At 45.9% G+C, this 14,139-nt stretch carries 15 protein-coding genes, 7 tRNA genes and 1 pseudogene; 8 read left to right on the forward strand and 15 right to left on the reverse strand.

The window, feature by feature from the left end:
* Positions 1-132: 132 nt before the first annotated feature.
* Positions 133-1,008 carry an SDR family oxidoreductase gene (locus tag ACFVVF_RS25105; RefSeq protein WP_387815379.1) on the forward strand — a complete coding sequence of 292 codons (876 nt, stop codon included), beginning with the start codon at positions 133-135 and terminating at the stop codon, positions 1,006-1,008.
* Positions 1,009-1,165: 157 nt separating this feature from the next.
* Here the strand turns inward: ACFVVF_RS25105 and ACFVVF_RS25110 are convergent, their stop codons facing one another.
* Positions 1,166-1,750: a hypothetical protein gene (locus ACFVVF_RS25110; protein ID WP_387815381.1), complete on the reverse strand. Its 585-nt coding sequence runs from the start codon at positions 1,748-1,750 to the stop codon at positions 1,166-1,168.
* 285 nt (positions 1,751-2,035) lie between these two features.
* On the opposite strand from ACFVVF_RS25110, the gene ACFVVF_RS25115 reads away from it, so the two are divergent.
* The 3 genes from ACFVVF_RS25115 (at position 2,036) to ACFVVF_RS25125 (ending at position 4,085) form a co-directional block, all read left to right on the forward strand.
* Positions 2,036-2,791 (forward strand): class I SAM-dependent methyltransferase, encoded by a 756-nt coding sequence (locus ACFVVF_RS25115; protein ID WP_387815383.1) that lies wholly within the window; start codon positions 2,036-2,038, stop codon positions 2,789-2,791.
* A gap of 12 nt (positions 2,792-2,803) precedes the next feature.
* The gene (locus ACFVVF_RS25120; protein ID WP_387815385.1) at positions 2,804-3,733 is read left to right on the forward strand and encodes a class 1 isoprenoid biosynthesis enzyme; all 930 of its coding nucleotides are present in this window, start codon (positions 2,804-2,806) and stop codon (positions 3,731-3,733) included.
* A 103-nt stretch (positions 3,734-3,836) separates the two neighbouring features.
* A complete protein-coding gene (locus tag ACFVVF_RS25125) occupies positions 3,837-4,085 on the forward strand; it encodes an NHLP leader peptide family RiPP precursor (protein ID WP_387815387.1) in 249 nt (82 codons plus the stop codon).
* A 29-nt stretch (positions 4,086-4,114) separates the two neighbouring features.
* Here the strand turns inward: ACFVVF_RS25125 and ACFVVF_RS25130 are convergent, their stop codons facing one another.
* Together ACFVVF_RS25130 and ACFVVF_RS25135 are read right to left on the reverse strand one after the other, a co-directional pair.
* Positions 4,115-6,013, reverse strand: coding sequence for an ATP-binding protein (locus tag ACFVVF_RS25130; RefSeq protein ID WP_387815389.1), 1,899 nt, complete (start codon positions 6,011-6,013; stop codon positions 4,115-4,117).
* A gap of 190 nt (positions 6,014-6,203) precedes the next feature.
* Positions 6,204-6,941 (reverse strand): metallophosphoesterase, encoded by a 738-nt coding sequence (locus ACFVVF_RS25135; protein WP_387815390.1) that lies wholly within the window; start codon positions 6,939-6,941, stop codon positions 6,204-6,206.
* A gap of 146 nt (positions 6,942-7,087) precedes the next feature.
* Between ACFVVF_RS25135 and ACFVVF_RS25140 the strand changes: the two genes are divergently transcribed.
* Complete coding sequence (locus ACFVVF_RS25140) at positions 7,088-7,564, forward strand: DL-endopeptidase inhibitor IseA family protein (RefSeq protein ID WP_387815392.1); 477 nt, start codon at positions 7,088-7,090, stop codon at positions 7,562-7,564.
* A gap of 76 nt (positions 7,565-7,640) precedes the next feature.
* Positions 7,641-7,859, forward strand: a complete 219-nt coding sequence (locus tag ACFVVF_RS25145) for a hypothetical protein (RefSeq protein WP_387815394.1) — start codon at positions 7,641-7,643, stop codon at positions 7,857-7,859.
* Between the two features lie 17 nt (positions 7,860-7,876).
* Here ACFVVF_RS25145 and ACFVVF_RS25150 read toward each other — a convergent pair whose 3' ends face one another.
* The 4 genes from ACFVVF_RS25150 to ACFVVF_RS25165 all read right to left on the reverse strand — a co-directional run bounded on the left by ACFVVF_RS25150 (position 7,877) and on the right by ACFVVF_RS25165 (position 11,622).
* Positions 7,877-8,164, reverse strand: coding sequence for a YqkE family protein (locus ACFVVF_RS25150; protein WP_387815396.1), 288 nt, complete (start codon positions 8,162-8,164; stop codon positions 7,877-7,879).
* Positions 8,165-8,189: 25 nt separating this feature from the next.
* On the reverse strand, positions 8,190-8,585 hold the full coding sequence (locus ACFVVF_RS25155; RefSeq protein WP_387815398.1) for a hypothetical protein: 396 nt from the start codon (positions 8,583-8,585) through the stop codon (positions 8,190-8,192).
* Positions 8,586-8,613: 28 nt separating this feature from the next.
* Complete coding sequence (locus tag ACFVVF_RS25160; protein ID WP_387815399.1) at positions 8,614-10,233, reverse strand: glycosyl hydrolase; 1,620 nt, start codon at positions 10,231-10,233, stop codon at positions 8,614-8,616.
* A 153-nt stretch (positions 10,234-10,386) separates the two neighbouring features.
* A complete protein-coding gene (locus tag ACFVVF_RS25165) occupies positions 10,387-11,622 on the reverse strand; it encodes an aminopeptidase (protein ID WP_387815401.1) in 1,236 nt (411 codons plus the stop codon).
* Positions 11,623-11,800: 178 nt separating this feature from the next.
* Between ACFVVF_RS25165 and ACFVVF_RS29235 the strand changes: the two are divergent.
* Together ACFVVF_RS29235 and ACFVVF_RS25170 are read left to right on the forward strand one after the other, a co-directional pair.
* Positions 11,801-11,845: pseudogene (locus tag ACFVVF_RS29235) on the forward strand (SEC-C metal-binding domain-containing protein); the annotation flags it as partial.
* Positions 11,846-11,866: 21 nt separating this feature from the next.
* Positions 11,867-12,298 carry a cyclin family protein gene (locus ACFVVF_RS25170; RefSeq protein WP_483875034.1) on the forward strand — a complete coding sequence of 144 codons (432 nt, stop codon included), beginning with the start codon at positions 11,867-11,869 and terminating at the stop codon, positions 12,296-12,298.
* A 72-nt stretch (positions 12,299-12,370) separates the two neighbouring features.
* On the opposite strand, the gene ACFVVF_RS25175 is transcribed toward ACFVVF_RS25170, so the two are convergent.
* The 8 genes from ACFVVF_RS25175 to ACFVVF_RS25210 all read right to left on the reverse strand — a co-directional run bounded on the left by ACFVVF_RS25175 (position 12,371) and on the right by ACFVVF_RS25210 (position 14,122).
* Positions 12,371-13,357: a Gfo/Idh/MocA family protein gene (locus ACFVVF_RS25175; protein ID WP_387815405.1), complete on the reverse strand. Its 987-nt coding sequence runs from the start codon at positions 13,355-13,357 to the stop codon at positions 12,371-12,373.
* Positions 13,358-13,473: 116 nt separating this feature from the next.
* A tRNA-Pro gene (locus ACFVVF_RS25180) sits at positions 13,474-13,550 on the reverse strand.
* A 12-nt stretch (positions 13,551-13,562) separates the two neighbouring features.
* Positions 13,563-13,639: transfer RNA gene (locus tag ACFVVF_RS25185), tRNA-Arg, on the reverse strand.
* A gap of 17 nt (positions 13,640-13,656) precedes the next feature.
* Positions 13,657-13,731 (reverse strand) — tRNA-Gly (locus tag ACFVVF_RS25190).
* Between the two features lie 3 nt (positions 13,732-13,734).
* A tRNA-Leu gene (locus tag ACFVVF_RS25195) sits at positions 13,735-13,821 on the reverse strand.
* A 21-nt stretch (positions 13,822-13,842) separates the two neighbouring features.
* Positions 13,843-13,918: transfer RNA gene (locus tag ACFVVF_RS25200), tRNA-Thr, on the reverse strand.
* 20 nt (positions 13,919-13,938) lie between these two features.
* Positions 13,939-14,015: transfer RNA gene (locus ACFVVF_RS25205), tRNA-Asp, on the reverse strand.
* Between the two features lie 30 nt (positions 14,016-14,045).
* A tRNA-Met gene (locus ACFVVF_RS25210) sits at positions 14,046-14,122 on the reverse strand.
* Between the last annotated feature and the right edge of the window lie 17 nt (positions 14,123-14,139).

Below are 14,139 nucleotides of genomic sequence, written 5' to 3' on the forward strand. Positions count from 1 at the left end.
AACGAAGTATAATCCCGAATGATAATCATTGTCAATTGAAACTTTATTCCTAAACAGACGCTTGAAAATAAGCAACGTATGAACCCTCTTCATCTATACCACAATAGAATAAAAAGAAGGAGGCTCCAATACATGCAAGACTCATCTGCAACTCCAAAAACTCCGCAATTTCCGCCGCAGCATCAATTACAGCAGCCCGGTATCGAATCGCTAATGAAGCCGCTGCCTGTCTACAAGTCGGACAGCTATAAAGCCGCCGGCAAGCTGACCGGCAAAGCAGCCATCATTACTGGCGGCGACAGCGGCATAGGCCGTGCGGTAGCCGTAGCCTTCGCACTGGAAGGCTGCGACGTCGCCATCCCTTACTTTAATGAGCATGAGGATGCGCAACTGGTGAAGAAAGAAGTTGAAGCGGCCGGCAAACGCTGCCTGCTCCTTCCCGGCGATCTAGGTGATGAAGCCTTTTGCCGCAGTGTGGTCGAACGGACGGTGCTGGAGTTCGGCAAGCTTGACATTGTCGTCAACAATGCAGGCGAACAGCATGTTCAACAGCGGCTGGAGGATATTACCGGGAAACAATTGGAGGCGACGTTCCGTACCAATGTGTTCGCAATGTTCTTTCTGACCAAGGCTGCGCTCCCGCACTTGAAACAAGGCGCTTCCATTATTAATACCGCTTCTGTTACTGCTTATCGCGGCAATCCAACACTAATCGACTACTCCGCCACTAAGGGAGCGATCGTTTCCTTTACCCGCTCGCTGTCTGCCAATCTAGCGGAGCAAGGGATTCGAGTCAACGGTGTAGCCCCTGGACCGATCTGGACGCCGTTCATCCCCTCTTCGATTGATGAGCAGTCTGTCACGACCTTCGGCGCGGATACGCCTATGAAGCGGGCCGGTCAGCCTCATGAAATGGCCGGCGCCTACGTATTTCTCGCTTCAGAGGACTCCAGCTACGTGACGGGACAAGTGATGCACGTCAATGGCGGCGAAATCGTTAATGGCTAATAGGCCGCTCTGAGTGCCTATGCGCAGGCGAAACGAATAAGAGACGCTCCTCTGTCATCTCAGCATGACGTAGGGCGTCTCTTTTTTCATATATACGTACAAGCGAATCTGCATTCTTATCATAGTGATTATTTCATTTAATCGGTTAACTGGTCCCTTATACAGCAGCCATAGACCGCCCCAAGCCCGCTACGCTGCTTCCCAGGCAGCTGTCACTGTCCATATAAGATTGCAGAGTGCCTTGATAGACGAGCTCCAGCACAGGCGTATTCTCCAAATCACCCGGTGTGACCATAAGTGGTGATTTATTGCACAGCTGCACGCCGCTCTCCGCAAAGACAGATGCGACGAACTGGGAGCAAAAGTAAGCGTATTCGCGTTTCATCTGAATGTTAAACAGTACGCCCACTACACCCAGCAGATTATAACGGTATTGATCACGATTGCGTTCCATATATTCAATTAAATTGCGCATCCTTACATACTCTGCCTGATTAACACGAATCCGATACAACGCGCACGAAGCTTGCTCGAACAACTGTCCACGCATGTTTTCCTTCACAAAGCCGCCAAAAAACGGATTATGAGGATTTTTACGTCCGAAGCTGTATACTTCGTTCAATTGACTGTCAAAGGCGATGGAGGCGTGATTAAGAGGATCTCTCGTAAAGAGCTTGATCGTTCTTGTAAACAACGTTCCTGTATCAGTTAATATTACGTAAACATCGAATTCGCTTCTCATGCCTTACTACCTCCACATTAAAGAGCTCACTTTCCTTCTATTACTTTAATGCAGGAGCAACGGTTTCATAACCTGCTCGGGTATTAACGATGTCCACGACTAAGGTCTAGTTTTTTCTGCAAACAGCCCATACCCCATATTTTAATGGAATCTGTCTGCATTCTCAACCAAAACTTAGTAAAGTTGTATATTTAGAAGAAATCTCTCTCTATCCTATTCTATTTAACAGGCAGGACCATTGTGCTATAGTTGGACTAGAAAATTATAACAGAAATGATGTGAGCCATGACTGTTCTCCCTATCGACCTATTCGATGAAATGCTCCAATTGACGACGACGCTTTTTTTCGAACAAGAAAATAACCTTTTCTTCCACTTTCTTGAAAAAGAGTCCAGTACTCTGATCGATGTAGGCTGCGGAAACGGCGATTACTTGTCTCGGCTGCATGATACCTATCCTCAGTTATCATTAACCGGACTAGAATACGAAGCCGGAATTTTCGAAAGAGCTGTACGTAAGCAAAAGGATCGACTGGATTTCCAGCTATCAAGCTATGAATCTGCTTCAGTAGAGCCGGACAGTGCCGGAGCTATCGTTGCCCGTTTGGTTATGCAGCATATCCCGGATCGGATTCAATTTGCCGAGTGGGCTTATAAGTGTATGGTTCCCGGGGGCCGCCTTCTATTGCTAGACGCGGATGATAACGCCTTGCAGTTAAACGGCCGCTTGCCGCTGTTCTCGCAATTATATGTACAATCCCGTCAATCCATGCAATCAAAGGGTTGGCTTTCCTTCGCCGATCGCCTGAAGCTGGAGATGACCCATACAGGCTTTACTCATTTGCGGACGGAACGCTACCGATTAACAGCTAAGGACCGAGAGACGAAGCGATTGCTTTACCGCTATATGATATGTGTGACAGAACTATATACGAAAGAGCCGATCTCAGAGGAGCGGGAAAAAGAACTGTCAGCATGGCTTCATGACGACTTCTGTTCGCATGAGATCCATATGTTCGGCCTTGAATTCCAGAAGCGATAGAGGAGGAACAGAATGAATTATTTCACGCCATTCGAAAGCGAAATGCGAATTGTTTTTGATGATGTTAAGCAGCGGATTTCTTTATTCCCTGAGCCGTTTGATGCAATCGGCCTCAACTACTTGCAAAAGTTTGACGTTTTTCAAACGGACAGCGCCAAAAACTATATTTGCTATCTTCTTCCTTACTGGATGAGAGACATCGCTCCTATTAGTGACGAGCAAGCGAGGAAGCTGTCGGTGGCGGGTGTGTTCAATATGCTTTATTATTTTATATTGGACGATGCCATGGATTCCGTGCAGACGGATAATAAACAAAAACTTTCCATCGCTCAATTATTTCAATTGGAGACTCACGGGCTGTTGCTGGCATTTTTCCCGGCTGAATCACCTTTCTGGAAGCACATGAAACAATATGTAAAAGAATGGGCTGTAAGTGTGGCGGCAGAAAACATTGAGGATTATTTTCAAAACGATAGACTTAAAGTAGCTAACAAAGCCGCTCCCGTTAAATTCGCCAGTACTGGGGCTCTTCTTTTGAGCGGGAAACCTGAATTAATTAGCGAAGTTGATACGTTGATTTCATACACGCTGGTTACGCTTCAAATGGCAGATGATTGGGCTGACTGGAATGAAGACTTGAAAGAAGGCAGCTACAATTGTTTAGTATCATTGGCTGCCTCTACTTATTTAATAGACTGGTCAGGGACAATTACAGAAAAACAAATGCAAAATGCAATCTACATTAACGACTTGCTCAAAGACTACTCCGCTCAAGCAAAACTCAACCATTCCTTTTTAGAAAATTCATCTGTGCCATTGAGCTATCTTTCCTTATTTCATTCGTCAATCTGCTCCAATCTTGAATCAGGAGCCAAACGTGTCGAAAAGAATCGATCATTGCTGTTATCCGGCGGAGGCTTGCAATTGTTTCTATCCAAATAGTTATATAGAACGATTTTTTTTGTCGAATAATTGATAGATTTAGCCCCTAAGTCATGGTAAACTAGGAATAGAAAAACATTACATAGGACAAAGGGTGATTATCATGTCGGCAGAACAAATCTTGAAGGAACAAATTATCAAAAAGGCTTGGGAAGATGAGGCTTTCAAAGCGCGCCTTCTTAGCGACCCTAAAGGTGCACTCAAGGAAGCTTTCGATGTTGAGATCCCTGAAGGACTTGAGCTTACTGTAGTTGAAGAATCTGCCAAGCACCACTACCTCATAATTCCACAGCATCCGGCTGAAGCTTCTGCTAAATCTTCAGATTCATCTACTCAAGTAGAAATGTGGTAGTACACTTGGCGCCGAGCCCTTGCCCGGCGCTATTCTTTTAAGATAGGAAAATTAATATTTACTTCTGTTCCTTTCCCCTTCACACTGCTATAACGAATTTCCCCTTGCATGCTTTCAATAATCCGGAACGAAACCATTAAGCCAAGACCAGTGCCTTTTGTTTTTTTAGAGAAATATGGCTCTCCCAGCTTCTCCAGTTCATTTGCTGACATCCCCTCGCCATTATCACGGACTTGTATATGAACCTTATCCTCAATAATTTGAGCGATTACATCGATTTTCCCTTCACCATTCAATGCTTCAACACTATTCTTAATAATATTGATAATACATTGTTTAAATTTCGAGGAATTACCTCGTACAAACATTTTTCGTTCAACCTTTAAATTAATTTCTCCGCCTTGCAGATTGGCGAGCGGAATAAGAATTCCAACGATTTTTTCCAATTCCTCACCGATATCTAGAGCTCCATTATTATCAGTCTGCGGCTTGGCAAAGGTCAGAAAATCAGTGATGATAGCCGAAGCCCTGTCTAATTCATTAATAGAAAGATCTAAATAACTCTTTTCTTTTTCTTGTGACGACCTCTCAAACAACAGTTGCAGAAAGCCTCTGGTTACCTGTAAAGGATTACGAACCTCATGAGCAACCGAAGCCGCCAATTGACTAATGATTTCCATTTTCTCCGAGCGCTGCAATTCGTTATTGTACATTTCAAGCTTTTTCGAATAGGCAACGACTTGCTCATAGTTATGTGCGATTCGTTTCCCGAGAATGACAATTAAGGAAATGACAAAGCATACCACTCCCCATTTCCATAAATACAGTTCGTAATGGGTCTCCTTAATATAAAACCATAGTATTTCCATACTAACGGTCACAAGGAATATGCCTAAGCCTGCACATAGAATATAAGCCTCTTTGTTTTTTTTCAGACAATAATAGACTAGGGCCCAGACAAGCACAACTCCGCTTGCAATCATAACAATGCCAAACAGGAATACCGAAAATAAAAAATAAATACTATTATATTTGTCGTGAGTAAGCAAATTGAAAGTCATAAAAGAAAGACAAAAGACTGCATAGGAAACAGTGATCCGGAAAGAAATTTTAATTAAAGAATAAGGCCCGACACCAAAAATTTGCCTTACGAAAAGAATCATTGCAGGTAAAGTAACTGTCTGTGCGACATCAAATAATTTATAGTATAGCTTTCCATAATTACCATAGAAGCTGTATAAGAACGGTGAGTACGTCACAATCATTGTACCTACTGAAAGAATGGTAACGCTAAGCGCATTCCATCCAACAAAGAAGTTTCGGCTGACAAAGCCTGCACATAAAAACATAATGATCGAAACAAAGATGAAAGATGACCCAAGAATGACATCAATCATTTCCCGCTGCATGAAATTTTTTAATAACACTTGATAATCATCAAATATAAAAGCATCAGGAATGCCAATACGTCCATTTTTACTTTCTAATTTAATTAAGACCGTATTATTGGAATTTGACGGATCAAGCGGAAGCAAAATTTTATTAACGTCATAGCGGTAATTTCTTATCGAGTGATAGATATCACGATCATTTAAATAAACATGCACGCTTTCTGCATATGCCTTCGTAATTAACAATCCAGGACTATCCTCTAAACCACTAGGTATTTCTAGTTTAATCCATGCGGCATTTACCCCATTAGGCTTAATCGGATCGGATACTCCTTGATATATAGGAAACCAACTATCATCTATTGCATCTGTGGATTGTATCGTATTGGTACCGTTTGTCTCCCATCTCATTTGCCACTCATTAACTGTAATAGCGGTATCCTTCCCGGCGGCAAATGACGGGGGAACTAGAAGGCTAAGCTGAAAAAGTATAAATAGCAGCATGACCACCGCTATTCGTTTCACGAACGCATTCATTCAAGACACCCCAAAGCTCGACAAGTGATTTTTAGTTCTTAATACTCAAGATTTCGACAATCTTCGATGGTCTTCCTTCTAACAATTACCTTTTTTTAATATTTAATCGATTTTTATCGTAAAAGGCCGATTTCGCTGTAAAAAGGCATGCATGGTTATTCGCTATGCACGCCTTTTTCTGTTTAATAAGCTATCTTATTCTAGCCCGAGCCGGCACCTTAATCGTCCGCAGAAGATCCGGTCCTGCAATCTCCAGAGCATTCAATTGAAACCCAGCCGAACAGCCTCCGTCAATTCCGATTTTCCCTTTGCCAAACCAAACATCCGGTTTGCCATGCAAGTCCACCGTCTTCGTATGTCCAAACACGACTACTTTGGATAAGAAACGGTCTGCAGAATGGAACGGTTCTTTGATATACATAAAGTCACGCTTCGGCTGCTGCTTCCAATTCGCCGCGAACCGCGGGTTCACTCCGGCATGCACATATATATACCAGTCATCCTCGTAATAATAGGGCAGCTGCTCCAAAAATTCAATATGGTGGGCATATATTCCGTTGACCGCTTCTCTAAATTCCATTATCAGCTTCTCTGGAGAAGTGCCTTTGATAGCAGGCTTCCCCACATAGCTTGCGAACGTCTCAAAGCCGCCATGCTTGAAAAACTTCCCTTCCGCTTCACCGTTCCCGCCTCGGGCAATATGAACAAACCTCTCATCATGGTTCCCCCTTATAGCGATAGCACCATGATCGCGGACTAGACTCAGCGCCAGCTCGACAACAAGGCTGCTGTCTGGGCCTTTATCGACAAAGTCGCCCAGAAGCAGCAGAAGGTCATCTGCCGGATCGTAAGCTGCTTGTTCCAGCAACCGGTTAAAAGCGTCATAGCAGCCGTGGATATCGCTTATGACTAGCGTTCTGTTGAACATGTCGCCCACTTCCTTCCTGTACGGATACGATGGAGGTTTATTACCCCTGTCTATATTGCAGCTACATAAAACGATGAATGCCTCTCACCATTCTAGCAATTCTACATATGATGCTAATAGAAACAACATAGAAAGGAGAGTGAACGATGGCTGTATTAAAAGAAACTTCCCTCCCGCGCCTTCGCACGCTAATTAATAAAGCCGAGCAAGCCTGGTTCGTTGTTTATTACTCCGCCTCTACTCGTAAAGTCATCCGCATCAACGGAAACGAATACGCCCAATTGCCTCTGCGCTTTAGCACCCGCTCCAAAGTGCTCGCTTATTTCAAGCGATATTGGAGCAGCCAAATAAGCAGCACTTTATTTTGCAACCTAAAAACCATTTCATATAAAGGCAGGCTCTATGTCATCGTTGGTGACCCAGGCCCGGTTCCGGTTGAAGTCGTATCTTTGCTCATTAAAAATGAGACAAGCCGTTATCTGCTCGTCCGGACATCCTTGTCTGGCGATCCGGACAGCAATCACATTGTTTACTACCGCATCCACAAACAGACTGACGGAAAATTAATGATAACAAAGCGAATTTCCGCTTATTTGGACTACCGTTATATGCCCTGTCATTAGACGTTTTCCCTTCCTTCCGAACCCTATTCATTCTATAATAAAAAGGAAAGCAGAATGGAAAGGGGCTATGATCGCAATGGCGACAAGCAAAGCAAAGAAGATTCGGCAAAAACAAGAACGTCAAGGTATGCTCAATCCCCAAAGCCTGCGGGGGAGCTGGCATGACATCAATCCGGCGACACGTACAACACCAGACCTTCAGGCCAAAAAAAATCGTATATACAACAAACACAAAAGGAATCACGCTTCATACGGCGACGATTCCTTTTGTGTTTGTGGCGCTTATTGTAGTTAGTTGGTCCAAGGAACGGTTTATTTGTATTTACTGTTGTCGACTTTGTAATGGTCCAGCAAATAGTTCATATCGTTTTCATTCCGCTTTTGCTCTTGCTTACGGGCTTCCTCTGCTTTGGCCAAGGCATCCTGCTTCTGCTTCTCCTCCGAGGCCTTCAGGTCCTCCGCTTGCTGCTTGAGCTTCTGAAGAATGTCTGCACTTAGCATATCCTTCAACGTAGGCGCTTTATCTTCGCGTGAAGACGAGTTAGGCTGCGGCGCTGTTTTTCTTTTTTTGGACAATGTTATCACCCCAACTTCAATCATTGCCCATTATTATAACATACTTAACTTACTTTTCTTCTTTTTCCTCAGGCTCGTATTGCATCAAGACGACGGGCTTATCGTTTTTAGCCTTCTCGACAATGACATTGTCATCCGACAGAAACTTGATTTCCTTCAAGTTATGCTCGATTTCCTCCTGCAGCCCTTTGATCGTATTCACGAAAGGCTCCAGCTCATCACTGCTTACCTTTACTGAGGCATCCTGCTGCTTTGTCTCAAAAACCAGCTTGCCGATTTCACGGTACTGCCTCTCGATTTCATTCAGCTTGGAGTTGTTTTGCAGCTTCAGCTTGTTAATTTCCATTACCGTCTTTGCTTTGTTGCCAGCCTCTACAACGCCTGCTTTCACCTTGTCGCCTGCCTCAGCGACGCTAGCCTTTACTTTATCGAAAAAACTGCTCATTTTTATATACCTCCCAGTTAAGAAGCCGCTATCCAGCCGTCTTGAAATCGACCAGCTTTCGGGATGCGACTCTGCTCTTTGAATCAAATACGATAATTTCAAGTTTATGACTGCCTGTTTTCAGCTTCTTAGGATCTATAGTAAAAGCATATGGATATTGCTGCTTGCTCATAACCTCAATCCCATCCACCTTGGCTACCACCTTGCTAATATACGGATCATAGGTTTTCACCCACACAATCCCGGTTGCCGTATTGCTGATTGTACCCTGATTTACGAATTTCGTCACGCTTTTCTCATAGCCTTTGGCTTGCTGATTCGTATCCACAACCTTAGACAAGTAATAGGGATCCTTAATTAATCGGCTATATGCAGCTAACAGCGGAGCGCTTTCCGTCAGGCTGAAATTATTCAAGCTGCGGTCTGCGCTATGCGAATCCGTCAGCGTATTGAGGCTGAACCAGTTGATCGATTTCAACCGCGGATATTTCAGCTTGGCGCCATGGTAAAGCATATTCATTTTCGTAATGGCAAAATTGACCGTCGACGTGTTGCCCGCTTTGCTGAAATGCGTCGCTCCGTATTCGCTCACCATAATCGGCTTGCGGCCCGCATACGTCTTATATACGAAATCGAGCGAATCGAGCGGATTGACCTGATCGGCCGGCGTTTTCACATTGCCATTGAAATACTTCACGCTATAAATGCTTAAACCAACCCAATCGACATAATCGTCACCGGGATAATACGCGGTAATTTTTTGCTTCGGATTGGCCGCGGGTGACCATACCATCGCTACATTGGGCGCAGCTTCCTTCATTACTTTGGATACGAGCCGGAATTTCTCGATATAGAGCGACGGGTTGCCATTCCATTTCACCCAGCTGCCGTTCATTTCCGAAGCGAATCGCAGAAATATCGGAACGCCCGCCTCTTCCGCATCTTTAGCGAATTTTCTTAAGTAAGCATCGTCCTTAACCTCACTCAGACCTTTGTCCGGCTGCAGCGCCAATTGAATTGCGCCTCCAGCCTTCTTTACTTGCTCAGCCCAATGATAAGGGAATGGACTGCCATACTTATGATAATTGAAATAGACCGCATGCTGCTTGCCCGTCTTCTCGTTAAATGCTTTAAACTTCCCGTCCCGCAGCTTCTCAACGCCGCTGTCTTTATCAATATAAGCCCCGATATACATCCCGCTTGGCGGCTCGAATTTGGCAAGCTTGCCGGATGTCGCTGGCGGAGCTGCTTTGTTTTGTTCCAGGAAGAACTCGATTTCTGTATTTAGCCCATCGGCTAATGCCAGTACGGCGTAGTAGGTGTTTAGATCGCCAGACTTCTCGCCCAGCTTCTTATGAATTTTTGCTTCCCGGTAGTAGGTATCGGCTGCCTTCTGGAACTGATTATCCAGCTGGTAGGCCTCAGCCAGCTTGCGCAAATAACCCGCCTGCTCGGATTGCGCGACAGCCAGCTCCAATTCCTTGATCGCAAGCTTCGTCTTGCCTTGTTTTAAGTAGTTGACCCCATTCGTATAATGCTTCCAATGATGAACGGAATCGGCGCTCGCCTGCGGCGTCAGCGGCTGCATAACTGCAAAAAGCAAAGCGATTATTAGCATGAGCCTTGAGCCGCGTTTTACTGCCATCATGTCGTTATCCTCCTGTGTCGTATTTGATTCTATAAATTCATTCACTTATATTACCATGGCATGACCCAAGTAGTTTCGTTTTTATGCAAAAAAAAACCAGGCAGCTCCGCCATCGGCCTGCCTGGTTCTCCTTGCTTATATCTAACAGAGGAACTAAATCGCCCAGTTCCCTTTGCGGAAGACCGGTACGACCGTACCGTCGGCCTGAATACCGTCGATATCCATTTCCTCGGAGCCGATCATGAAATCGACATGCGTGATGCTCGAATTGACGCCATTGGCCTCAAGCTCTTCAGGCGACATCGTTTTGCCTCCATCGATGTTGAAAGCATAGCCGCTGCCAATCGCCAGATGGTTGGAAGCATTCTCGTCAAACAGCGTGTTGTAGAACAAAATGTTGGACTGCGAAATTGGAGAATGATGAGGTACAAGCGCTACCTCACCCAAATAATGCGAACCCTCGTCCGTATCGACCAGCTGCTGCAAAATCTCCTGTCCTTCCTCCGCCTCTGCCTTCACAATTCTTCCCTGCTCGAAGGTAAGCTTGAAACGGTCAATAATGTTGCCTCCGTAGCTAAGCGGCTTCGTGCTCGATACATAGCCGTTAACGCCTGTCTTCACGGGAACAGTGAAGACCTCTTCAGTCGGCATGTTGGCCATGAACGGTACGTTGTTCGCATTAATGCTGCCTGCGGCAACCCACAGATGCTTGTCGCCCAGCTCAATCGTCAGATCGGTTCCTGGAGCCGTGTAATGCAGCTTTTTAAAATGACGGCTGTTAAGCGCTTCTCCTTTTGTGTGCAGCGTTTCATTATGCTTCTCCCATGCCGCTACAGGATCCTCGGAATGCAATCTTACCGCATTAAAGATGGCATTCCACAGCAGCTCCACTGCCTCCTCTGCAGAAGCTTCAGGGAATACTTTTGCTGCCCATTCTTTGCCCGCAGCGGCAACGACCGTCCAGCTCACCTTATCGGCTTGCATAGCACGGCGGAAATCCTTCAGCCCTTGTCCTGCAGCCTTCTGGAAGCCCGCTATCCGCTTGGAGTCAATTCCCTTCAGCAGGTCAGGGCTAGCCGATACGATCGAGATGAAGACTGCTCCGCGCTCTACGAAAGAATTCCGTTTAGCCGTCTCCCACTCTGGATATTGCGTAAACACTTCATCAGCCGCCTTTTCATATTTCAAGCGGGATAATGTGTCGTCCGTCCATTCGATATGTACATTCCCTGCACCGGCGTCATAAGCTTTTGCTGCAACCAGACGGATGAGATCGGCCATCTCTACCGCACCTGTAATAAAGACTTCCTGTCCTTGCTGTACATTAGCGCCTGTACGAATAATCAGCTCTGCGTATTTAGGCAGATGGGCTGTATAAGATTGTGTCATTTGTCATTTCTCCTTGAGGTTTATAGTTTTGAAATAAGCTTACGCTTGCAGGCTCTCCGTCATTCCTATTCTGTCCAATATCCGCCTGTTTCCCATATGCAGCTCATTTTGTGGTATGATAGACAAATGTGCTTTCATGCAAAAAAGACCAACGTTAGAAGGAGCTACGAATTTTATTATGTCTAAACTAGGTAGAAACGAGCCATGTCACTGTGGCAGCGGAATCAAGTACAAAAAGTGCTGCATGGCAAATGACGAGCAAACCGCTCGCGACAATCGCCAGCAAGCTGCAGCAGCAAATGCAAATGGTACGCGTTCCGTTCAACAGTCTGATTTGGCTGGCTTTATCAACTCGCAGCTGACCTGGAGCAATCCTCAATACGCAGAGCTGGCTCTGCAGTTATCCGAAAATATGCAAGCGGATTATACGCCTGATCAAACCGTCATGACGATTATGGTCTGGCATACGTATTCGACTGCTACATCGCCAAGCTTCCGGAAAATGGGCGTATTCTGCGCAGCGCTTGAGTTCATGGCCAGCGAAGTTCACGGCTTGAACAAAAACCGCAATGAGCTTGCTGAGAAGTATGAAGTATCGGCAGCGACGGTACAGAAACGATTCCAGGAAATTTCCGCATTCATGATGGAGCAAGCGGAACAAACGCAATCCGCTTAACTATAGTAAGGTTGCAGATAAGCAGACGGCTGCTGCTGTCCATGATGGACAGCAGAGCCGTCTGTTTTTTTACTAAGACTGATCCGCCGGGAAAACAAGACCGATCTGTCTGCGCGCCTCATCCATGATCTCCATAACCGTCAGTGAATTGGCATAGGAGTTCACTGGCGATTCCGTCTGGCCGGCATGAATGAGATCGGCAAACGCCTGAATCTCATAGACCATCGTATTGCTTGCTTGAGGACGGCTTACGTCCTCTTCTCGTCCATCCCGGTACTGCAAGCGTACGCTGGAAGGCTGGCTAATCCGCTCGATGATGATATTGCCGCCCTCGCCTTGTATTTCGGCAGGCAGGTTTGAGCTGGATATTTTGGAATGCTGAAGTACAGCCTCCATATCCCCATAGCTTAGAATCAAGCTGCCTTTGCCGTCCACGCCTGACTCAAGCATAACTGCGCTAGCTTGAACGCGATCTGGCTTGCCAAACAGTACAACAAGCGGATAGATGCAATACGTGCCGATATCCATCAGCGAGCCGTTAGAGAGCTCTGGAAGGAACGCATTCATGACTACGCCTTCCTTATAAGCATCATAGCGGGAGGAATATTGGCAGAAGGACGCATAGTAGTGGCGTACTTTACCGATCTTATGCAGATTTTGCTGAATCGCTTCAAAGTTAGGCACCATGGTCGATTTCATCGCTTCCATCAGCAGCACCTGGTGCTGCTTAGCCGTCTCGATCATCTGGCGCAGCTCTTTCGTATTGGAAGCGATCGGCTTCTCGCACAATACATGCTTGCCTGCTTTCATAAACGTAATCGCATACTCAGCATGAAGCGAATTTGGACTTGCAATATAGATGGCGTCAATAAGGTCGCTGCTTGCCATCTCTCCGATATCGGTGAACGTATTCGCAATGCCATGCTTGTCCGCGTACGCTTGGGCCTTGTCCGCTGTCCGGGAGTAAATCGCCGTAATTTCAACCTGATTGGCCTGACTTGCCGCATCTACGAATGATTCCGTAATAAAGTTGGAGCCGATTATTCCAAAACGTACCATATGCAAGTTCCTCGCATTCTGTATGTAGTCTCCATTATATTTTAACACATTCCGATAATCAAAAAAGCCTGCCCCGCGTCATTTATACGCAAGTGCAGACTGTGATAATCGATTAATGGTCGGGATGACACGATTTGAACATGCGACCCCCTGGTCCCAAACCAGGTGCTCTACCAAGCTGAGCTACATCCCGTTATAAAAAAAATGGCGCGGCCTAAGAGATTCGAACTCCTGACCTTTTGATTCGTAGTCAAACGCTCTATCCAGCTGAGCTAAGGCCGCAAAAAAAAAAAAAAAAATGGAGCGGAAGACGGGAATCGAACCCGCGACCCTCGCCTTGGCAAGGCGATGCTCTACCGCTGAGCCACTTCCGCATTTGGTGCGGTCGAGAGGACTCGAACCTCCACGGCTGTTACACCACTAGAACCTGAATCTAGCGCGTCTGCCAATTCCGCCACGACCGCATACCTATTTGTTTGTAAAGATGGTGCCGGCGATAGGAGTCGAACCCACGACCTACTGATTACAAGTCAGTTGCTCTACCAACTGAGCTACACCGGCAAGTGAATATGTTGTAAAAATGGCGGAGCTGACGGGATTCGAACCCGCGGTCTCCTGCGTGACAGGCAGGCATGTTAGGCCTCTACACCACAGCTCCATGAATGTGTTCTCGGTTATCCGAGAAATTTGGTTGCGAAGACAGGATTTGAACCTGTGACCTTCGGGTTATGAGCCCGACGAGCTACCGGACTGCTCCACCTCGCGTCGTTAACCAATATAAA

This window comes from Paenibacillus sp. NPDC058174 (assembly GCF_042883865.1).
Classification (GTDB): domain Bacteria; phylum Bacillota; class Bacilli; order Paenibacillales; family Paenibacillaceae; genus Pristimantibacillus.